Origin of the sequence: Hymenobacter terrenus, assembly GCF_000972495.1 — a bacterium.
GTDB classification, from domain to species: Bacteria; Bacteroidota; Bacteroidia; order Cytophagales; family Hymenobacteraceae; genus Hymenobacter; species Hymenobacter terrenus.
Genome location: NZ_LATM01000004.1, coordinates 85,124 through 106,342, shown reverse-complemented (window position 1 = coordinate 106,342; position 21,219 = coordinate 85,124). Strand labels below are relative to the sequence as shown.

19 protein-coding genes are annotated in these 21,219 nt (G+C 58.7%); 9 read left to right on the top strand and 10 right to left on the bottom strand.

Translation table 11 applies throughout. The features are described 5' to 3' along the window. Window positions 1-71: 71 nt before the first annotated feature. Together WX88_RS08630 and WX88_RS08625 are read right to left on the bottom strand one after the other, a co-directional pair. A complete protein-coding gene (locus tag WX88_RS08630; protein ID WP_046243952.1) occupies window positions 72-1,430 on the bottom strand; it encodes a lysophospholipid acyltransferase family protein in 1,359 nt (452 codons plus the stop codon). Between the two features lie 117 nt (window positions 1,431-1,547). Further along, window positions 1,548-2,039: a DUF6799 domain-containing protein gene (locus tag WX88_RS08625; protein ID WP_046243951.1), complete on the bottom strand. Its 492-nt coding sequence runs from the start codon at window positions 2,037-2,039 to the stop codon at window positions 1,548-1,550. 525 nt (window positions 2,040-2,564) lie between these two features. Between WX88_RS08625 and WX88_RS08620 the strand changes: the two genes are divergently transcribed. Together WX88_RS08620 and WX88_RS08615 are read left to right on the top strand one after the other, a co-directional pair. Then, window positions 2,565-3,503 carry a DnaJ C-terminal domain-containing protein gene (locus tag WX88_RS08620; protein ID WP_046243950.1) on the top strand — a complete coding sequence of 313 codons (939 nt, stop codon included), beginning with the start codon at window positions 2,565-2,567 and terminating at the stop codon, window positions 3,501-3,503. 35 nt (window positions 3,504-3,538) lie between these two features. Next, complete coding sequence (locus WX88_RS08615) at window positions 3,539-3,862, top strand: chaperone modulator CbpM (protein WP_046243949.1); 324 nt, start codon at window positions 3,539-3,541, stop codon at window positions 3,860-3,862. Window positions 3,863-3,973: 111 nt separating this feature from the next. On the opposite strand, the gene WX88_RS08610 is transcribed toward WX88_RS08615, so the two are convergent. The 5 genes from WX88_RS08610 to WX88_RS08590 form a co-directional block, all read right to left on the bottom strand. Further along, window positions 3,974-4,723 carry a ZIP family metal transporter gene (locus tag WX88_RS08610; RefSeq protein WP_052732501.1) on the bottom strand — a complete coding sequence of 250 codons (750 nt, stop codon included), beginning with the start codon at window positions 4,721-4,723 and terminating at the stop codon, window positions 3,974-3,976. A 161-nt stretch (window positions 4,724-4,884) separates the two neighbouring features. Then, window positions 4,885-5,250 carry a hypothetical protein gene (locus tag WX88_RS08605; protein WP_046243948.1) on the bottom strand — a complete coding sequence of 122 codons (366 nt, stop codon included), beginning with the start codon at window positions 5,248-5,250 and terminating at the stop codon, window positions 4,885-4,887. A gap of 109 nt (window positions 5,251-5,359) precedes the next feature. Beyond that, window positions 5,360-5,983, bottom strand: a complete 624-nt coding sequence (locus WX88_RS08600) for a hypothetical protein (protein WP_046243947.1) — start codon at window positions 5,981-5,983, stop codon at window positions 5,360-5,362. A gap of 57 nt (window positions 5,984-6,040) precedes the next feature. After that, entirely contained in the window at window positions 6,041-6,907 is an 867-nt protein-coding gene (gene nadC, locus WX88_RS08595) for a carboxylating nicotinate-nucleotide diphosphorylase (RefSeq protein ID WP_046243946.1), read from the bottom strand. A gap of 191 nt (window positions 6,908-7,098) precedes the next feature. After that, a complete protein-coding gene (locus WX88_RS08590; protein WP_072052971.1) occupies window positions 7,099-7,500 on the bottom strand; it encodes a DUF4783 domain-containing protein in 402 nt (133 codons plus the stop codon). 171 nt (window positions 7,501-7,671) lie between these two features. Between WX88_RS08590 and gpmI the strand changes: the two genes are divergently transcribed. Together gpmI and WX88_RS08580 are read left to right on the top strand one after the other, a co-directional pair. Then, entirely contained in the window at window positions 7,672-9,222 is a 1,551-nt protein-coding gene (gene gpmI, locus WX88_RS08585; protein ID WP_046243944.1) for a 2,3-bisphosphoglycerate-independent phosphoglycerate mutase, read from the top strand. Continuing rightward, complete coding sequence (locus tag WX88_RS08580; RefSeq protein ID WP_156176024.1) at window positions 9,215-9,826, top strand: hypothetical protein; 612 nt, start codon at window positions 9,215-9,217, stop codon at window positions 9,824-9,826. The genes gpmI and WX88_RS08580 overlap by 8 nt, the downstream gene beginning before the upstream one ends. Before the next feature lie 169 nt (window positions 9,827-9,995). Here the strand turns inward: WX88_RS08580 and WX88_RS08575 are convergent, their stop codons facing one another. Next, window positions 9,996-11,501, bottom strand: a complete 1,506-nt coding sequence (locus WX88_RS08575; protein WP_046243942.1) for a hypothetical protein — start codon at window positions 11,499-11,501, stop codon at window positions 9,996-9,998. Window positions 11,502-11,756: 255 nt separating this feature from the next. Continuing rightward, entirely contained in the window at window positions 11,757-12,830 is a 1,074-nt protein-coding gene (gene prfA, locus WX88_RS08570; protein ID WP_046243941.1) for a peptide chain release factor 1, read from the bottom strand. Between the two features lie 114 nt (window positions 12,831-12,944). On the opposite strand from prfA, the gene thrA reads away from it, so the two are divergent. The 5 genes from thrA to WX88_RS08545 all read left to right on the top strand — a co-directional run bounded on the left by thrA (window position 12,945) and on the right by WX88_RS08545 (window position 19,987). Continuing rightward, on the top strand, window positions 12,945-15,389 hold the full coding sequence (thrA, locus tag WX88_RS08565) for a bifunctional aspartate kinase/homoserine dehydrogenase I (protein WP_046243940.1): 2,445 nt from the start codon (window positions 12,945-12,947) through the stop codon (window positions 15,387-15,389). A gap of 84 nt (window positions 15,390-15,473) precedes the next feature. Further along, complete coding sequence (locus WX88_RS08560) at window positions 15,474-16,406, top strand: homoserine kinase (protein WP_046243939.1); 933 nt, start codon at window positions 15,474-15,476, stop codon at window positions 16,404-16,406. A gap of 53 nt (window positions 16,407-16,459) precedes the next feature. After that, window positions 16,460-17,758 carry a threonine synthase gene (thrC, locus tag WX88_RS08555; RefSeq protein WP_046243938.1) on the top strand — a complete coding sequence of 433 codons (1,299 nt, stop codon included), beginning with the start codon at window positions 16,460-16,462 and terminating at the stop codon, window positions 17,756-17,758. Between the two features lie 82 nt (window positions 17,759-17,840). After that, the gene (locus tag WX88_RS08550) at window positions 17,841-18,551 is read left to right on the top strand and encodes a c-type heme family protein (protein WP_197076722.1); all 711 of its coding nucleotides are present in this window, start codon (window positions 17,841-17,843) and stop codon (window positions 18,549-18,551) included. 131 nt (window positions 18,552-18,682) lie between these two features. After that, window positions 18,683-19,987 (top strand): protoporphyrinogen/coproporphyrinogen oxidase, encoded by a 1,305-nt coding sequence (locus tag WX88_RS08545; RefSeq protein WP_046243936.1) that lies wholly within the window; start codon window positions 18,683-18,685, stop codon window positions 19,985-19,987. 21 nt (window positions 19,988-20,008) lie between these two features. Here WX88_RS08545 and WX88_RS08540 read toward each other — a convergent pair whose 3' ends face one another. Continuing rightward, on the bottom strand, window positions 20,009-21,052 hold the full coding sequence (locus WX88_RS08540; RefSeq protein WP_046243935.1) for a glycosyltransferase: 1,044 nt from the start codon (window positions 21,050-21,052) through the stop codon (window positions 20,009-20,011). Between the last annotated feature and the right edge of the window lie 167 nt (window positions 21,053-21,219).

Sequence of the window (21,219 nt, the reverse complement as noted above, 5' to 3'; positions counted from 1 at the left end):
CATGGTGGACGGGTCTTTTTCGTTATTCCAACTAAACAATAGGGGCCAGGTAATCAGTGTAGAATGAGAAACTAGGTCCTTGCTAAATAAGCTGTGCGGGCATCCTCCAACTGCGCTACGAGCGCGGCCCGCTGCTGCAGCAGCTCTGCGCCGACGGCGGGGGCGCGACGGAACAGGCGCAGGGCCCGCAACCGCTCTAGGCGAGCCGCCAGTGTGTTCCAGTAGCTCAGGGCGTAGAAGCCCGTGATAGGCAGGCTCAGCACGTAAAGGGCCGTCAGGCGCCAGTCGTGCGTGAGCCAGCGCTGCACGGCAGCGGCTTGCAAGGTGTAGGCCAGAGGGAAGGTAATCATCCCCACTACCAGCATGATGGGTGCTACAAATTCTGCTTCCTTGGTAGCCCGTTGCGCCACCATCGAGGGCAGGATGTAGGGTAAATAGTTGTTCAGCACACCATACAGCCACACTGGCGCACCCAAAATCAGGTTGAGCAAGCCCACGATGGTGCCGCGCCGCTGGCCCTCGAGCCCGGCGTCGGTAAGGTGGTGCTGTTGTAGAGTGGCCAGGTAGGTTTGCAGCTGTTGGCGCATAGCTACCAGCCGGGCCGGCGCATTTTGTTCGAACCAAGCCAGCGCTTGCAGCAGGGTTTGGCTCAGCTGGAAGTTGTCGTAGAGGGTGGCCGGGTCGTCATCGGGGTTGAGGTGGTCCCCAAACGTCCGTTCAATCTGCTGCACGAAGGCGTCCTCGGCTGCATCGCGCGTGATGACGAGGCGACGCTCCAGCGCTTCCCGAATGGCATCGGTGAGCTGGTCGGCGGCGGCTTCGGGGTCGGTGGCGTAGAGCGCGGCGTAGTCGGCCACCACAATGGGGGGCGCCACGTTCAACAGCACATCGGAACGGAAGCGCGACGGGTCGAAATAATTGGTGGCAATGGGCACCACTCTCAGGCCCAGCTGGAAGTTATGCCGGGCCTCGGCCCCCAGCGCGATGCGAGCCGCACCGGTTTTGAGGGGCCGCAGCCGGCGCTCGCTCACGCTGGTGCCCTCCGGAAAAATCATGATGGTGCCTCCGTGGCTCAGATAGTCATAGCAGCGGCCGAAGCTGGCCTCGTTCTGAGCCGCCAGCTGCTGGGGCGTCGTGGGTCCGTTGCCGGCCTCAGCGTCTTGCCGCCGGTAGATGGGGATGGAGTTGCCCGATTCCATGATGGCGCGCACCACGGGGTTCTTAAAAAAAGTGCTCTTGGCCAGAAACGCGACTGGCTGCCGCCGGTTGATGGCCGTCAGGAGTGGGTCCATCAATGTGTTGGGGTGGTTGGCAGCAAGGAGCAGCGGCCCGGGCAGCGCCAGGCGCTCGCGGTGCAGAACTTCGATGCGACGGAAAAATACCCGCAACGCCACCTGCAGCAGGGGCTTCATAACGGTATAGAAGAGCATAGGCGGAAGTACATAAGGGGCCCGAAGATAGGAGACTCTGGCCACCTCCCCGAAAAACAAGTGCCGCCAAACTGCTAGGTTTGGCGGCGCTTGGCCGGTGCCGGTTAGGGCTGGGTGTTATTTCCGCTTGGCTTTGGCTTTTTGCTCCTCACGCTTTGCCTTGGCTTTTTCGCGGCGCTCCCGCTCTGCTTCCATCTTTTTGCGCTTGCCGGGGTATTTTAGGTCATACGCCTTGATTTTGAGCAGGCTGTCGGCCTCGACGATGGACGAGCGGGTGGTGACGCGGCCCGTGAGCGACACCATGTCGCCTTCGTTCATTTGGGTTGTGGTGCCATCAGTCGCCGTCACCAGGCCAGTGGTGCTGATGGTGGTGCCATTAATCAGTTTCTTATCGGCCGAGAGGGGGTTAGTGATACCCGCCTCAGTAAGCACGACCCGGCCTTTTTGCATGGTCAACCCGTCTTTCAGGCCAACTCCGGTGGCTGCGGCTGCGCGGGGCTTGGGAGCTATGCCACCGCGGCGCGGGGGCAAGCCGCCTTGGGCATGGGCCACGGTGCTACCTAAGATGAATAGCGTGAAAATACCGCAGAAGAGAGGTGAGAACTTCATGGAAAAATGAAAAAATAAATAAATGAAGACTTACTGCTAAGTGCTTACGGCGTGCAATATACACTGCTCCTATAAATCGGTTAACTCAGCGTTAACCTACAAGTGCAAAATAGGGGCCAAGTTAGCGGCCGAGACCAAGCTAACTTTATGAGATAGGCTTCGTTCAATAAAAAGGGCTAATTCAGGCCGCTAATGGTCGCTTTTACTCATCCATATAGAAGCTTTCTCTTTCGCTTCCTGACTTCTGCTACTCGTGGTGAGGTAAGAAAGCCGGCCGCTAAGTAGGAGCATAGCTGGAAGACAGCGAATCAAAATCAAGAAACCCGACCGATGGTCTCAACGCCTATGGCTGAAACCATAGCCCGTTGAAAAAGTAATGAGTTGTGAATATGTAGAAGGAGACCGAACGGAGTATCTAGCTCGCCTGACTAGGCGATTGCCTCACCTAATCGGGCAGCTTCTGATTCAAGGGCTCTTCACGTGTTCATCTCTTATACCAAGCTTCCACTTCTTCACACCAATTCTGTGGACTACAAAGACTATTACAAAGTGCTGGGGGTAGAGAAAACGGCTACCGCAGAGCAAATCAAGAAGGCTTACCGCAAGCTGGCTCGGCAGCACCACCCCGATGTGAACCCGAATGACAAAGGGGCAGAGCAAAAGTTCAAGGAGATAAACGAGGCTCACGAGGTGCTCAGCGACCCCGAAAAGCGGAGAAAATATGACCAGTTTGGGGCTGACTGGCAGCGTTATCAGCAGCAGCCGGGCGGTGGCGCGGGCCGCGGCGGCCAGCCCGGAGGCGGCTTCGACTGGAGCCAGTACACGCAGAGCAGCGGCGGCTTCGGCGAAGGCAGCCCTTTTGGCGAGGGGGAGGATTTCTCGGATTTCTTCGGCTCGCTATTTGGCAACATGGGGGGCGGACGCGCCGGTGGCGCAAACCGCCCCGGTGCCGGCGCCGACTACCAAGCCGAACTGGAGCTGAGCCTGGAAGATGCCTACCACGGCGGTCCGCGCACCATCACGGTGAACGGCAAAAACCTGCGCCTCACCATTCAGCCGGGGGTGGCCGATGGCCAGACCATCCGGCTGCGCGACCAGGGCGGCCCCGGCCGCAACGGTGGCCCTAATGGCTCGCTGCTCATCACCTTCCGCATTCAGCCTGATGCCCGCTACGTCCGCACCGGCGACGACCTGACCCAGGATGTACCCGTGAGCATCTACAAAGCCCTGCTGGGTGGCGAGCAAACGGTAGAAACCCTCGGCGGCCCCGTAAAAATCAAGCTCAAGCCCGAAACTCAGAATGGCACCCGGTTGCGTCTGCGCGGCAAGGGCTTCCCCATATACAAGCACCCCGGGCAGTTCGGCGACCTGTATCTGCGCCTAAATTTAACGCTGCCCCAGCACCTTACCGACAAGGAGAAGGAGCTGATTCGGCAGCTGGCGGACCTTCGCCCGGAAGCGTAATAACAAGAGAGACTTAAGCTAAGCATCTGCCTGCTATGGAAACCCACATCCTCACTCTCACTTTTCAGGAATGCGCGGCCCGCTACGGCCTCGATCCGGTGACTGTGCACGAATTTCTGCAAGCGGGCCTGCTACGCCCCGCACCCGCACCCGAAACCGTCATTGTAGACGAACCCGACGACCTGCCTCGCCTAGTTCGTCTCCACCACGAACTGAACCTGCCCACTGAGGCGCTCGACGTCATTCTGACCATGCGCCAGCGGCTCGTGCAACTCCAGGCTACGCTCGATTTAGAAACCGCGCGGGTTCGTCAGCTAGAAGAGTTCTTACGCGGTGGCGGCCCCGTGTTGGAATTATAAATGCTGCCACTGCCATTCTGAAGGTAGTAGACTGAATATCAAACTCCCTTCTTCTGGGAAGAGGGGTTTGGGTGGGGTGTCCCCGGGGGAGCTATCTACACTGAAACCACGCTAAGCCACTGCTAAGGCCAGCAGCAGACCCGCTAATGTGGCACCGAGCTTGGGCCAATTGAGTCGGTGTTCGGGGCTGGTTTCGAATAAAATGGTGGTGGAGACGTGCAAGAAATTGCCTGCTACCAGTCCTAGCAAGGCTGCGTACAGCCCTCCTCGCAGTAGCTCCGATAGCACCACGTAGTTGCTAATCACAATGCCCACCGGTGAGGCTAACGCAAACACCAGCAGCCACGGCCACACCCGCCGAAATTTGCCGAGCCGCAGCCGCAGCAGTGTCGCTAGCGCAAACGCCGCCGGCATGTGGTGCAGCGCTACTCCTACCACGATGGCGTAGAAATTTTGACTGATTTGTCCCACTTCCGGAACGTGCACCAGAATGCTGCCCTCTAGTATGGAGTGTAACACCAAGGCTCCCAAGAGGAGGAATGGCACCCGCCCCGCAGTATCGTGGGGACCGTGAGCCGCCTCGTGATGCACGTGCCCATGCTCCACACCCTGCGAAAGCACTTCGAGCAGCAACTGCCCGAAAAAGCCCGCCAGCACCCAATAGCCCACGCGCTCGGGGTGCGCGGGCAGCATCTGCAGGGCCTCGGGCAAAATGTGCGTAATCGTGAGCGTAAACAGGTAAGCGCCACTAAAGGCTAGCAGTGGCTTCAGCCACTGGCTGCCCCGTGCTACTGGCACCCGGGCCGCCGCGGCCCCCGCGCCCAGCACCGTTAGTAGTAGCAGAAAAATAGCAAACCCCATAAGAGAAAAATGAAGGATGAGGAGTGGAGAATAAGGGCTTACCGGTTTGCCGATTCCTTATTCCCCACTCCTCATCCTTAACTTGATAAGGTGGCAGCCTCACCACCGCCATCGGCGGGCAAAGCTGCCACCCAAACAATTAGTACCGCGATGCCGAACGCCTAGCGCTGTATCTGATGCCCATTCTCGGCCGTATCTGCCTGGCTCGACTTACCCGCGTCGCGCAGTTGGCCGCGCTTGCGCATGCCTTCCTCTGCGTTGGCCGAAATAGTTGATTCTGCCGACGGAGCCGGGCGCTGGTCCAGGTCAGCTGCCGAGCTTACGGGTTTGGTGATGGCACCGCCCTTGGCTTGGTTGGGGGCGTAGGCGGTATTCTGGTCGAAATTATCGCTCGGGCGGGTGCCGGGCGCAACCATATCGAGCGATACTTTATCGTCGGGCCGCCAGTCGGAAGGCTCACTGCTGCAGGAAGTCAGGGCCAGAGAAGCAGCGGCAACGGCCAGCAACAAGGTGGGGGTCAGTTTCATCAGGGTAAAATTAGCAGGGTAATAAAAATCAAGAGAGGCCGCTTCGAGAGCGCAGTAATTGGTAGAATAATCTCAGCCGACTACTGACCATCCAATACCGGCTGACCGCCTAAACGGTTGTGGCCCCAGCTTCGGTTGGCAAAAGATTTTTGCGACGAAGTAGTGCTTCAAACAGCTTCAAGTCGTTCGGTGAGTTGAAGATGCGCAAGGGCAAATGTAAAAACACCGGCACATCAAACGTGCGCGCCAGCCACAGCCGCCACGAAGCCAGTCCCTCGGGCGGCGTGCCGGGCTTAAGGTAAAGCAGGTAAGCATCGGCATCGCGGCGGGCGCGGGCTACTAGGTCCCAGGTCAGCTGCATCGCCTTTTCGGGGCCCACACGCAGGAGGAGCTGCTTGTTATCCATCTCAAAGTTCATGCGCTCGAACAGCGGCTTGCTTTGCTCCATCTGCGTCACGCCCGTCACCTGTGCCGAGCGGAACAATACAAACAGGATGGTGAGCACTACGGCCAGCAATATCCACCACCATGAATGCAGGAAAATGGCTGGCAGTAGTCCCAGGGCAAACGGAATCAACGCGTATACCCAGTCTTTTTTCCACACCTCGCCCATCACCAGGCGAGTGTAGGCATCGGTAGTAAGCTGCGTTTTTTTGGTGCGAATGGCCAGTGGCGAAGGCTGCTGCGCCTGGCGAAAGCCACCGCCTCCACCTCGTTGGTTAGGTTGGTTCATTGGTAAGAATAGATAGGGAACATCACGCGGAGCTCTGCCGAAGCAGGATGTTCTATTTTAATAGGCTTTTAGACTTAAATCCAGACTTTTAACAGAGTGGGTGAGGGCCCCCACGGAAATATAATCGACGCCAGTACGGGCTATTTCGGCAATAGTTTGCTCGGTGATGCCGCCGCTGGCTTCCGTTGGGAAGCGCCCGGCAATGAGGGCTACTGCCTCCCGCAGCTGCTCGGGCCTCATATTATCGAGCATGATGCGGGTGATGCCGCCCGCGTCCAGCGCCTGCTGTACCTCAGCCAAGGAGCGGGTTTCAATTTCGACGGGCAACTGCCGACCGGTTTTCTTCAGGTAGGCGTGCGTCGCGGCAATGGCCTGGGCCACCCCACCGGCGTAGTCTACGTGGTTGTCCTTCAGAATAATCATATCGAACAGCCCGTAGCGGTGGTTGACACCGCCGCCAATGAGCACGGCCCACTTTTCGCAGATGCGGAAGTTTGGGGTGGTTTTGCGGGTGTCGAGCAGCTTGGCCGTGGTGCCGGCCAGCAAGGTGTTCAGGTGGGCCGTGTAGGTAGCGATGCCGCTCATGCGCTGCATGCAATTGAGTACCAGGCGCTCAGCCGTCAAAATGCTGCGAGCGGGGCCTTCAACGGTGAAGGCAACATCGCCGTGCTTCACGGGGCTGCCATCGGCGAGAAGTGCCGTTAGCTGCAGGGTAGGGTCAACTTCCTTGAAAATCAGGGCAGCCAGGGCCATGCCGGCCAGAATACCTTCGCCTTTTACCAGCAAGTGGGCGCGGTTGCGGGCGTCGGCTGGAATAGAAGATAGGGCGGAATGGTCGCCGTCGCCAATATCCTCGGCCAAGGCCGTGCGGATAAAGGTGGTCAGGGCCTCAGGTGTGAGGTAAGAAGCGGTGGGAGTTTGCACGACACAAAGGTACAGCCCTTGCCGCGGCGAATAAAATGAGGCTCAAACTAAGGTTTGTCCAACAAGATTATATCAACCAGCCAACGCCAGCGTATCGTCTCTGGCTTCCACCAAATGCCCTCGTCGTAACGCAGCAGCCAAAAAAAGTCCCAGCCGGGGAGGACTGGGACTTTTAATTTCTTGAAGGACGTTTATTCTTTCGTAAAATCCAGCGTATCAATCAGTGGAGCGCCGCGTGAGGGCTTGAGTTTCACAAAGACGCGGTAGGTGCCGTTGCGGCCAGTGTAGCGGCCAATGGCATACTGAATGCCTTCTTTGCTCTCACCCTGATGGATGAATTCGAAATTACTGGGGGAGTTCTTCGAGAAGAAGTCCTTGATGACAATCTCAGCCTGAGTAGCGTTATACGCTTGCTTATCACCATCAAAACCAACTTCAATAGTAGGAGCGAGGTATTGCGACAACTCGCGCGAAGAGCCATTACGCAGTGCCGAGCGAACAGATCCCAGATTATCGGCCTGCGCATGAGCCGCGCCAGCACCAAACAGGAATAACCATCCTAGAAATAGTATCCTAAAAAAATAGCGTTTCATTATTAGGGTAGTAAATGCGTTATACGCAGCGGATTTCAAGCGAAAATGGTGCCAGGAAGTGATTGTGCCTGTTCGGTACCTTACAAAGTTCGTGCGAGAAACAGAAAGTTAATGACGGATACGAAGGTAGATATTTCCAACGCGTGAGCGAGCCAGCCGTATCTTTACGGCATGAATAAAAAGGTTTTGTTGGTGATTCTGGATGGATGGGGAATTGCCCCAAATACAGCGGCTTCAGCGGTAGATGCGGCTAATGCGCCATTCTACCGCGAACTGTTGCAACGCTTTCCCCACAGCAAGTTGCAGGCATCGGGCGAGGCTGTGGGCCTGCCCGAGGGCCAGATGGGCAACTCTGAAGTGGGCCACATGAATATTGGGGCAGGCCGCGTGGTCGACCAGGAGTTGGTGCGCATTGGCAAGTCCATCCGCGAGCGCAAGCTAGGACAAATACCGGCTTTGGTGAAAGCGTTCGAGTACGCTACGGCCAACGACAAGCCGTTGCACCTTATCGGTCTATTGTCAGATGGCGGTGTGCATTCGCACATCGACCACGTAAAAGCTCTGTGTACCATTGCCCACGAAGCCGGGGTGCGGCGGGTATTTGTGCATGCCTTTACCGATGGCCGCGACACTGACCCCAAAAGCGGCGTACGCTACGTCAATGAGCTGGAGCAATACGTAGAACGTAGCGGTGCTAAAATCGCCTCGGTGGTGGGCCGCTACTATGCCATGGACCGTGACCGTCGTTGGGAACGGGTGAAAATCGCCTACGACCTGCTCGTGCACGGCATCGGTACGCCTTCGCAAAACCTGATTCAAACCATTCAGGAGCAGTACAAAGAAGGGGTGACAGATGAGTTTTTGAAGCCTATTGTGAAGACGGGCGCCGATGGTCAGCCATTGGCTACCATTCAGGAGGGTGACGTGGTGCTGTGCTTCAACTTCCGCACCGACCGCGGCCGCGAAATCACGGAAGTACTGACCCAGCAGGACATGCATGCCTTCCAGATGCAGCGTCTGAACCTGCACTACCTCACCCTAACCAACTACGACGAGACCTTCGCGGGCGTAACGCCAATTTTTGAGAAGGATAATCTCAACAACACGTTGGGCGAAGTATTGGCTGCGAATCACAAAACACAAATTCGCATTGCGGAAACCGAGAAGTATCCGCACGTCACGTTCTTCTTTTCGGGCGGCCGCGAAAACGCATTCGAAGGTGAAAAACGTATTATGCGGGCCTCCCCTAAAGTGGCGACCTACGACCTGCAACCCGAGATGAGCGCCGCCGATTTGCGCGATGCGCTGATACCGGAGCTGCAAGCTAAATCAGCTGATTTTGTAGTCCTGAACTTCGCCAACCCCGACATGGTGGGCCACACCGGCGTATTCGAAGCCGTGGTAAAAGCGGTGGAAACTACTGATGCCTGCACTCGCGCCGTGATTGAAGTAGCGCTGGCTGCCGGATACGCCAGCATCATCATTGCCGACCACGGCAACGCCGAGTTTATGCGTAATGCGGACGGGTCGCCCAATACCGCGCATACTACCAACTTGGTGCCGTGCATTCTGGTTGACAATGACTACGCAGGCACATTGGCCGATGGCAAGCTGGGCGACTTAGCGCCAACTATTCTGGAACTGATGGGCTTACCCAAGCCGGCGGAAATGACGGGCCAGAGCCTGCTACGTCGCAGCGCTGCCACCGTGCCAAATGCGTAAGTGGAGGACAGGGTTTAGGCTGGTGTTGTGGGTTGACTTGCAGTGGGTGCCGCTCCTGGTAGGCGCAGTGCTCCTTACAGGCTGTGGCGACGCCGGTCCCGCTGCGCCCGCCGCCCGCCGCCCACTCTACTTTGATGTTAAAGGGCTGCTGACCCAACAGGTCGAACAGTTGGCCCAACGCCACGCAGCCGTGACCAAACGCGTGAGCCTACGTGGCAACCCGCCCGAAATGGTGCGTGTGCCCACGGTGAAGTGGGCTGACGAACTCCAGCTTTTCTTTCAGGCCGATATCAATAAGGCTGCCTTGCGCGGGGTCTACGCCGTGGATTCGGTGGCGCTGCCGGGGGGACTATTGCGGCGTACTTACACCCGCCGGGCCAGCCAACTCAACGCACCGGTGGTCCGCCTGGTAGTAGTACAGCAGGGGGCAATAGCTCAGGAAGTAACGGCTACTATTGCTCAGAACAACCCGCTTTTCTCAGCGCAGAAGCAGCTGCGTTTTCAGTTGGAGAATGGGCAATTGCGGCACTACGAAGTGGTGGGAACCCAGAAGCTCATACTATTCGATACGCTGCACTACGCGGCTGCTGGACAGGTGGAATAGGAACGAAAGCTCCCCTTGTCTGAGAAACAGTTTGCGTTACCTAGAACGCTTGTAGAGACGCCACCCTTGGCGTCTCGTCGTTCGCGCCATTCGCCTGTCATCGTTCAGTGACGAGACGCCAAGGGTGGCGTCTCTACAAGCGTTCCGGTGGTTAGCTCATCCAACCTTCTTAAGGGTTAAATTCATACGCTCCTATCGTAGGCTGGCTGCTGCGTGGCAGGTTCAACAAATCCCGGAAAGGAGAGGGGAGTGGTGTTGCTGGGGCGCTGCGGATTGCGCCGGCCGGCGAAGTAGCTTGCAAGCTGTAATCAGGCTGGCTGCCACTGAGGGAAGTGCGCTTGAAAAGTGGGTCTGTATTAATAATATTAACGCCAGCATTGCCGACTACAGCCGGCGTGGTGGCGTATTCTTTGGTGCGAACTAAGGAATTCCTGATTGAGACTGTGTAGTTGGGGTCCGTGTAATTTTTTACGAACAACTCATCTTCAAAAGAGCCCCAAACGATGGAGTTTCGGATGGTGACGCTCGTAGGAAGGAGTACGCGGGCATCCGTGGCTTTCTCGTTGGTGAAGGTGATGGAGGAGGTTTCGCGGCGGAACGATGGCGTATAGTTGGCGAAGGTGCAGAAGTTGAAATCGTACGTTCCACCGCCCAGGCCGAGGACAGCGTATTCGCCGCAGTTGGTTAAGAGACAGTTCGTAGCAGTCACCTTACCCGAAAAGCTGAAAATACCAGCTCCCGTGAACGTGTTTCCGCCGCTGGCAAAGCTCAGGTTGTTGCCCGAAATATTTTGAATGACGGTGTTGTCCAGTGTCACATCGGGCTGGCTCCTGTTCTCAGGATTGTACAGGAGCACGCCAAAGCTGGCGTTCTTTATTTCGGCATAGCGAATGATGTTTCCTGTGCTGCCTTCATCCATTTGGATGCCCAGCCACTGCCCGGGAATATTGTCGTAAAAAGGCTCCCGCCGGTCGCCGAGGAAGCGTACAATGTTGCGGTTCGTCGCCTTGATGGTATCGGTGGGCCCGCTGCCGACCGGGAAATCTGAGCCAGCATTGACCAGGATGCGGCCCTTAACCAAGATGCCCGAACCGGCGTGCAAGTACACACGCGTACCAGGCAAGATGCGCAATACGCAACCGGCGTTCACCTGTACCGAATTGTAGATGACGTGGGGCTTGTCGTTGCGCCACACTGAGTTGCAGGGCAGAATTTCCCCATCATGAAAATAGGCGTTTTGGCCGTAGGCCACCAACTTCACATTTTGGTCATTCCCGTTGGTTCGAAAATGCACCTCGTCAGTTATTAAAAAAGGCTTGGTGGAGGTTCCATTGTCGCCGAGGATAGCTCGCACCAACACCAGTAGGCTGTCCTTGCCCCGGATGGTGACGTCATTTGCAGTAGGGCCGGTATCACCGTTGATAATCAAATCAAACGTGTTGCCCGCCGTGCCCGTCAGACTGACATTCGTTTTCACGGCCCCACTGTTGCGGTTGTACACCCACAGGCGCTTCGTTACGGTCCTGACAGTGGTAAATACCGTGTCAAACAGCACCGTATCAGCTCCCATTTCCAGGCTACCGGAAGTTTGCACCATATCTTCCTTCGGCTCGCAGCCGGGTAGGAAGGTCAGGAGGCAGCTGAGAATGAGGAATAGCGGGAAGAGGTAGCGCATAGCTGAACAGAAACACCCCTTTCTTAACCAAGAGAGGAGAACATGCGGAATTAGTTTTGGGCGTTGAAGAGAAAGTTAGCGCAGCTAACGGCGGTGGGAGCTGATTAGTATAGAGGCAATAGCGTGGGGAGGAGTTGTTCGGCTGTCGTTCAACGAAGCTAACCACCCCAGTTACCGCTGGCGCGGCAACGTCCCCTCCTTACCAAGGAGGGAAGGGGCATTCCGATGTTTCTCGGTTTTTAGGCCAACGCTTACTTATTTAGCTACTCCTTCTTGCAGGCGCTCAGCGCTTTCGGCGAGACGGAGCTGCTCTACGAAATCATCAACGTTACCTTCCATCACGCTGGCCAGGTTGTACACGGTGTAGCCGATGCGGTGGTCCGTGACGCGGCCTTGGGGGTAGTTGTAGGTGCGGATTTTGTCGCTGCGGTCGCCGCCACCAATCATGCTTTTCCGAACGGCGCCGTCGGCTTCGTTCTTTTTAGCCAGCTCCATTTCGTATACGCGGGAGCGCAGCACGGCCAAGGCTTTATCGAAGTTTTTGAGCTGCGATTTCTGGTCCTGGCACTGGGCCACGAGGCCGGTGGGCAAGTGGGTGAGGCGCACAGCCGAGTAGGTCGTGTTTACCGACTGGCCGCCGGGGCCGCTGGAGCAGAAATAATCCTTACGAATGTCGCTCATATTAAGCTCAATGTCGAATTCCTCCGCTTCGGGTATTACCACTACCGACGCTACGCTGGTGTGGATGCGGCCCTGCGTTTCGGTGGCCGGCACGCGCTGCACGCGGTGCACGCCGCTCTCAAACTTGAGCTTGCCGTACACATCCTCGCCGCGCACGGCTACGATAATTTCCTTGTAGCCACCGGCGGTGCCTTCCATGGCATCGATAAGCTCCATCTTCCAGTTCTGCTTTTCGGCGAAGCGCATGTACATGCGCTGTAAGTCGCCGGCAAAAATGGCGGCCTCATCACCGCCCGCGCCCGCCCGGATTTCCATGATGACGTCTTTCGAGTCGTTGGGGTCCTTGGGCAGCAGCAGGTCTTTGATGACTTCTTCGAGACGCTCCTGCTCGGGCAGCAGCTCGTCGAGTTCGTCCTTGGCCATCTGGCGGAAGTCTTCGTCTTTCTCGGTTGAAATGACCGAGCGGGCATTTTCGATGTTGCTGAGCACGCCTTGATAGTTGCGGTACTCGGCTACAATCTTGCCCAGCTCTTTGTATTCCTTATTCAGCGCTTTATAGCGCTTAAGGTCCGACATAACGTCGGGCTGCATCAGTTCTTCGTTAACATTATCGTAGCGCTGGCTGATGGCTTCTAGTTTATCAAGCATCGGGTGTTCGGTATTTAGTCAGTAGTTTGCAAAGGTACTGAATCTAAACACCCCTATGCAGGCGGGACGTTCATTCAGAACCATCACCCAACATCTGCCCTGCGGCCTGAGTTTATGCAAGTGTTAAAATTCGGGGGCACGTCCGTTGCCTCCGCCGAGAATATTCGGAAATCAATTGCCATTGCAGCCACGGCCGCCGAGCAAAATTCCATCGTTATGGTGGTGTCAGCTCTGGGCGGTACTACCGATACGCTGATTAGCGCCGGCCGCGCCGCGGCCACGGCCGACCCAGCGTATCAGGACACCCTCACGCAATTGCAGCAGCGCCATTTAAGTGCCGCGCAAGAGCTGCTTGCTGCTGATGAACAAGGCGTTGAGATAAGCTTGATTCAAACTCAGTTTGAGGAACTGGAGCTGCTCTGCAATGGTATTTTTGCCTTGGGTGAATTATCGACACGCACGCTGGACAAGCTGATGAGCTACGGCGAACTGCTGTCGTCGCGTCTGATTGCAGCCGTGGCCCGGGCGCAGGGCCTGGACGTCGTCTGGGCCGATGCCCGGCTGCTGATTCGTACCAATTCACATTTTGGCAAGGCTGAGGTAGACCTAGCCACCACCGAAAAACAGGTCGCGGATTTTAAAGCCCGGAACGGCGCGAAAATCTGGGTCGTGCCCGGCTTCATTGCCGCCGATGCGCAGGGCACGACCACCACGCTGGGCCGGGGCGGCTCCGACTATACCGCCGCCCTACTGGCCGCCGTGCTCGATGCCAAGGTGCTGGAAATCTGGACTGACGTGAGCGGCATGATGACCGCCGACCCGCGCCTAGTGCGCAGTGCGCGGCCCATTGCCCGCATTTCGTACCAGGAGGCCATGGAGCTGTCGCACTTTGGCGCTAAAGTGCTTTATCCGCCCACCATTCAGCCTGTAATGCGGCAGGGCATTCCGCTTTGGATTAAAAATACCTTCGCGCCCGCCGACTACGGCACGCTGGTGGAAGTAACGCCGCCACCCACCGCAGCCGTGGTGCAGGGCATTTCCAGCATCGGCAACCTGGCGCTGCTGAACTTGGAAGGCAGCGGCATGGTGGGCATCCCGGGCTTTTCGATGCGGCTGTTCGCAGCGCTGGCCCGCGAGCGCATCAACGTGGTACTCATTACTCAAAGCTCATCGGAGCATTCGATTTGCGTGGGGGTGAACGAGCAAGATACCGCGCCGGCCCAGGTGGCCGTCGACGAAGAGTTTGCCGTAGAAATCGCAGCCGGCCGTATTGAGCCGCTGCGGCCCGAGCGGGGCCTGGCAATTGTGGCGCTCGTGGGCGAAAATATGAAGGACCATCCCGGCATCAGCGGCAAGCTATTTGGGGCGCTGGGGCAGAATGGGGTGAATATCCGGGCCATCGCGCAGGGCGCTTCAGAAAAGAATATCTCAACGGTGATTCGGGCTGCCGACGTGCGCAAAGCCATCAACGTGCTGCACGAGGCCTTTTTTGAGGCGACCGTGAAGCAGGTGAACCTCTTTATTCTGGGGCCGGGCAACGTGGGCAGCAAATTGCTGGAGCAGCTGGCGCGTCAGCAGACGCACCTGCTGGAAAAGCTGGGCTTGCAGGTGCGCGTGGTGGCCATTGCCAGCAGTCGCCACTGCGCCATCAACGAGGAGGGGCTGGACCTGACGGCCTGGCCCACGGAACTGGCCGAAGCTCCGCCCCAAAGCTTGGAGGAATTCACCTGCCTCATTATTGACCGCAACCTGCGTAACTCCATTTTTGTGGATGTCACGGCCAATCCCGCGGCCGCCGGCTGTTACGCCGACTTGCTCGAAAAAAGCATTGCCGTGGTGGCCTGCAACAAAGTGGCCTGCTCTTCAGACTATGCCAGTTATGCTCGCCTCAAAAGGCTGTCAAAGGAATTCAACGCCAGCTTCCTCTTCGAAACCAACGTGGGAGCTGCCCTGCCTATCATCGGCACGCTGAATGACCTCACGCGCAGCGGCGACGTGGTGCGGCGCATGGAGGCCGTGCTTTCCGGCACGCTCAACTTCGTATTCAACCACTACGACGGCACCCGGCCCTTCGCCGAAGTGGTGCGCCAGGCGCAGGCCGAAGGCTACACCGAACCCGACCCGCGCCTCGACCTGAGCGGTAGCGATGTGGCCCGCAAAATCCTGATTCTGGCTCGCGAAGCCGGCCAGGTAATGGAAATGAGCGACATTGAAATTGAAACGTTCCTGCCACCAGCCTGCCTGGAGGGCGACGTGGAGGCATTCTATACCCAACTGGCCGCCCACGAAGCCCACTTCCGGGCGCTGTATGATGCGGCCACGGCGGCAGGCAAGCGTCTGAAATTCGTGGCGCGTTACGCCGATGGAAAGGCCACCGTGGGCCTGCAACAAGTAGCTCCCGGCCACGATTTGTACGACCTGCGTGGCAAAGACAACGTGGTGCTATTCTACACCGACCGGTACGTGGAGCAGCCGTTGGTGGTGAAAGGGGCCGGCGCCGGCGCTGAAGTCACGGCCTCGGGCGTGTTTGCCGATATTGTTCGCGCGGCGCGGCTGTAGTGCGGGCTTGCAATCCGTGAGTATTCCGTCTGACCATACAAATTTCCATTTATCCTGAATCGCGGGCTAGAAGACCGCGCTATTATGCCTGATTCCGTTCTCGTTCATTCTCCCGCCACACTATCTAACCTTGGCTGTGGCTTCGATGTGCTGGGCCTGGCCCTAGGTGCGCCCTACGACGCCATTCGCCTGCGCCGCAGCCAGGTGCCAGGCGTGCGCATTCAGCACCTCGACCCGTATAATCTACCCACCGATCCAAGCCGCAACGTGGCCGGAATAGCGCTGCTGGCCCTGCTGCAAGCGGTGCCGGAAGAAACTGGGTTCGACGTCGAAATCGCCAAGGGCATCATGCCCGGCAGTGGGGTGGGCAGCAGTGCGGCCAGCGCCGTTGGCGTTGTAGTGGGCGCCAACGCCTTGCTGGGTGGTCGATTCAGTAAAATGGAGCTTGTGGAATTTGCGATGGCGGGTGAAGCCATGGCCTCCGGGGCGCGCCACGCCGATAACATCGCGCCGGCCATGTTTGGTGGGTTTACAGTGGTGCGGGCCCTGGAGCCGCGGCTGGATATTATGGCCCTGACCGCGCCGCCGCTCTGGGTAGCCGTGGTGCACCCCCAGATTGAGATAAAGACCAGCGAAGCGCGCAAGGTGCTGCCGGCCACCGTGCCTTTGGGCGTGGCGGTGCGCCAGTGGGCCAATGTGGCCGGGCTGGTTTCCGGATTCCTGACGGCTGATTATGAGTTGATAGGTCGCTCGCTGGACGACTACATCGTGGAGCCGGTGCGGCAGGCGCTCATTCCGGGGCTGGCCGAGGCGCGGGCGCGGGCGTTGGCGGCCGGGGCCATCGGGGGCGGTATTTCGGGTTCCGGACCATCCATTTTTATGCTGAATAAGACGGCGCAAACAGCGCAGGCCGTGGGAGAGGCAATGGGTAGCGTCTTCGCCGATTTAGGAATTGCGTACAACATTTATGTTGGGCCAGTTGCCACCGAGGGAGCCCGAGTCGTTTTGGAGTCGTAAGTAGCTGGCAAGCCCTTTATCATTCCAGCCTGTTATGCCGAGCGCATCATCATATGAAATACTATAGCCTCCGTCACCAGTCGCCGCCGGTCGATTTCCGCACGGCTACCATTACCGGGCAGGCGCCGGATGGCGGCCTGTATTTTCCCGAAACCATCCCGAAGTTTCCGCCTGGCTTGCGGCGTGAGCTGCGTAGCCTGAGCAAGGCAACCGTGGCCCTGAACGTGATGCGGCCCTACGTGGGGGCTACTATTCCCGATAGTGACTTGCAGCGCATCTGCGCGGAGGCCGTAGACTTTGAGTTTCCCTTGGTGCCGGTGGAAGCAGGGGTTTCGGCCTTAGAGTTGTTTCACGGGCCTACGCTGGCGTTTAAGGACGTGGGGGCCCGGTTTATGAGTCGTTGCCTGGGCTACTTTGCCCAGCGCGGCGACACTCCCGCCGTAACCGTGCTGGTTGCGACGTCGGGCGACACGGGCGGGGCTGTGGCCAGTGGTTTTCTGGGCGTGTCGGGCGTAGAAGTGGTGATTCTCTACCCGTCGGGCAAGGTGAGTCCGGTGCAGGAGCAGCAGCTCACGACCCTGGGCCAAAACATCACGGCGCTGGAAGTGAGCGGCACGTTTGATGATTGCCAGGCGCTGGTGAAGCAGGCGTTTCAGGACCCGGAGCTGAGCCAGCGGCGCTTCCTCACGTCGGCCAATTCCATCAACGTGGCCCGGTGGCTGCCGCAGCAGCTATACTACTGTTTCGCCTGGCAGCAGTGGCCAGCCGATGCGCCCGCGCCGGTTATTTCGGTGCCGAGCGGCAACTTTGGTAACCTGTGCGCGGGCTTGTTGGCTCAAGCTTCGGGCCTGCCACTGGGACATTTTATTGCGGCCTGCAATGCCAATGAGCCCGTGCCAGCGTATCTGCGCACCGGCACCTTTACGCCGCGCGCCGCCGTGCCTACGTTTTCGAATGCCATGGACGTGGGCAACCCCAGCAATTTCGTGCGTATTCTGGAGCTGTTTGATAATGACTTGACCAAGATGCGCGCTGCTCTCAGTGCCGATACCGTGAGCGATGAGGATACAGTAGCCGCCATTCGGGCCGTCTGGGAAAGCGAGAGGTATTTGCTGGAGCCCCACGGCGCGGTGGCCTACACGGCGTTGCGCCGCTATCAGGCGCAGCACCCGGCGGCTCAGGGGTTGATTCTGGCCACGGCGCACCCGGTCAAGTTTCCCGAGGTGGTGGAGCCCATCATCGGCCAAGCCATTCCGTTGCCCGAAGCAGTGCAACATTTGCAAAATCGCCCCAAACGAAGTGTGCCGCTGGCGGTTGATTACGAGCAGCTGAAAGCTTATCTGATGACGTAGAAACGCGCCGCCGAGCTTTTCGGGTTTGCTGAAATGCATGCTATCACTAGTTTTGAAAACACTCTTCTTTTATCAACTCACTTTGCTGTTATCTGCTGCCAAAAGCGTTGGTGGAGCCCGTTGCTACCTAGTGCTGGCCGTGGCGCTGGCCGCCACCGCCTGCCGTCCCGACCAGGTCGAGCACCTCAAGGACAGCAAGCGCATAGGCGTAGAAACCGCAAACTGGGAGGTGAAGCGCATCATGCCCAGAGACTTGCTGCGCGCCACGCGCTGGGCCGGCGACTCCCTGACGGCCACCGCCGATACCCTGCTACGCCAAACGCTGGCCCGCGAGCTGGCAGCGGGTGGCGTGGCCCGCGCTGCCGCGTTTTGCCGACCCGAGGCGTATCCTTTAGTTGACTCGCTGGCCCGCGTGCTCAAGGCCACGGCCCGCCGCGTGAGCCCGCAGCCCCGCGACCCGGCCCACCAAGGCGCTTTGCCGGTCCAAGGAACGGGCACCGATACGACCCGCACCATCACGCGGGAGTCGCAGGAGGTATTTGTATACCAGCGGCCCATTGTACTCAATAATGCGCTGTGCCTGCGCTGCCACGGCGAAGTGGGCAAGGACCTTACCGCCGCTGATTATGCCATTATCAAGAAGCAGTACCCCAAAGACCAAGCTACTGGCTACCGGTTGGGCCAGCCCATCGGCGCCTGGCAGCTGAGCCTGCGCCGCGACGGCGTGGCCGAGTTCTGGACCATGAAAACGCGCAAGAAGTGGAAGGAGCACAAGCTGCCGAAGCTGTTTTAAGCAACCCCCGGCTTTAGCTCAACTCCTTACGTACGGTAGCTGCTAAGATTTACTTATCGCAGTGCTCCGCGTTGGCCGGTCAGAGCCGCATTTCCTGATTGGGCAGAGTTCACTACGTCAACCATTTATCCATGACTTCTTCCAAACCTATCATCATCGTCGGGGCGGGTATGGCGGGCCTAGCCTGCGCTACGTGGCTGCATCGCGCGGGTCGGGCGGTGCTCGTGCTCGACGGGGCCGATGCTGTAGGCGGCCGGGTGCGCACCGACGTGACCCCCGACGGCTTCCGGCTCGACCACGGCTTCCAGGTCCTGCAAACTAATTACCCCGAGGCTCGGCGCGTGTTCGATTACGGCGCGCTGAAGCTCCAGGCGTTTCGCTCCGGTGCCGTCATCCGGCTGGCCGATGGCCGCGAAACCACGGTGCAAAGCCCGTTGCAGCGGCCGTTGGCCGCGTTCTCAGCTCTTACTTCACCTATTGGCACCCTGAGCGATAAGCTGCGTATTGTCAGTCTGGTGCGGCACGTACTCAAGCATACCCCGGAGGAACTGCTGGCCCGGCCGGCCACCGACACGCTCACCTTCCTGCGGCGTTACGGGTGGAGCGAGCAGATGATTTCGTCATTTTTTGTCCCCTTTTTCGGGGGCGTATTTCTGGATAGGGAGCTGACGACGGCCAGCAACTTCTTCGAGTTCGTTTTTCAGCAATTTGTGACTGGTGAAGCGGCCGTGCCGGCCCTGGGCATGCAGCAACTTCCTGAGCAACTGGCTGCCCGCCTGCCCGTCGGCTCGGTGCGGCTGGGCACATCGGTAGCCGCTATTGTTGATGGCACGCAGGTGCGCCTCACCTCGGGCCAAGTGCTGGATGGGGCCGCCGTGGTGCTGGCCACCGATGGCCTTGCCGCCTTGCGCCTCCTGGCTGGGCGCAGCGGTAACGCCGATGATGCCAGTACCCAGGCCGCCGGTTTCCATACGGCTGCCCGGCTGACTACCTGCACGTATTTCGCCGCTGAGGGGCACTCCCCGGGGCGGGGTGATAAACTCCTGCGCCTGAATGCGGCTTCCCATGTGCTGGCTCACAATGTGAGCTTTCCAGCCGATGTGAGCCCGGCTTACGCGCCGGCCGGCCGGGCGCTGGTGTCCGTCAGCACCCACGGCGAGCGCAGCCTGACCGAGGCCGAACTTACTGACGGCCTGCGCCAGGAGCTGGCCGCGTGGTTTGGGCCGTCCGCGCGCCAGTGGCAGCACCTGGGTAGCTACCGCATTGCCGCGGCGCTGCCGGTATACCTGGCTGGCGAGCCTACCCGCCAACCGCTCAAGCTGGCCGATAACCTTTACCGGTGTGGAGACTGGGCCGCGTACCCTTCGCTGAACGCCGCACTGGCCACGGGGCGCGAAGTTGCGGAGCTGTTATTAGCGGAGTCCAGGCCATCCTAAGCGGTTTGGGTGGCCCGTTTCTTACGCTTCGGCCCAGGCGTAGCGACGCTGCTTCCACTCCACGGGGCCGGGCCAGAGTGTATACGCGAGCACCATTACTGACATAACGCACAGATAGGGCTCGTAGAGTAGTAGTACGCCCAGTTGTTCCCGCCGGCCAACCCGGCGGAGAGTGGAAGCCAGAAACAGAGTTTGGAGCAGGACTTTACCCCCGTACAGCATTGTCAGCGTGGTGAGTGAGAGGAGGCCCGGCCAGAATAGCACGGTGTAAAATACGCCGTAGAGCCCGAATAGCCCGGTGAGGTACCAGGGCAAGCGGATGGCGCCTTTCATCCAGCGCTTCCGCTGCTCAAGCAAGGCCGTCACGGTGGGCTGAGGCTCCGAGACGCCCAGTACCGCTGGCGAGGAAAGGTTGCGAAAATCCCAGCCATGAGCCACAACGTGCTGGAAAAGCTGCAGGTCCTCGTTGGTGCGGAAGTCCATGCCTTCGAAGCCCCCAATGGCCGTGTAGGCAGCGCGGGTAACGAGCATGTTATTGCCCACGGCTGTGGTAGGCAATCCGTGGGCAGCCAGCAGGCTGATAAGGTTGAGGCCGAAGAGCCAGTCCAGCCCCTGCAGGCGCCCGAAGAGGCTGCCCTCGGCCGTGGTAATGCCCGTGACCACGCCCACTCCCGACGTGGCCGCCGCCAACATGGCCGTCACCCAGTCGGGCGGCATGGCCATGTCGGCATCCGTGAAGAGGAAATAGTCGGTTGTGGCCGCTCGGCAGAGGTGAGCCAGAGCGTTGGTCTTACCCTTAATAGAGCTCAACCGATGCTGTATCGATAGTAAGCGGAACTGCGGCTTATCCTTGATAAAAGCGCGTACGACGGCGGCGGTGTTATCAGTCGAATTATCGTCAGCAATGAGGATTTCGAGCCGGCCCGCCGGGTAGTTCAGGTTCGCCAGTGCCCGCAGGCACCGCTCAATGGAGACTTCTTCGTTGCGGGCCGCTACCAGAATGCTGACCCGTGGTCGCCCCGTGCGTAATGGCCCCCGCCGAGGGTCCCGTGGGCGTGGCCACACCAGTATTGCGACACAAATACTAAAAAACAATCCAAAGAAGACAGCAGCCAACAGCATACGAAACCCAAAAGATGAACTTTCAGGATACGCGGGCAGTGGTAGTGGCTGTTGCCAGGATTAATGCGGGTATTTGGGCTAAAAGCGTGGAAAATACGCAGTAAAAATAC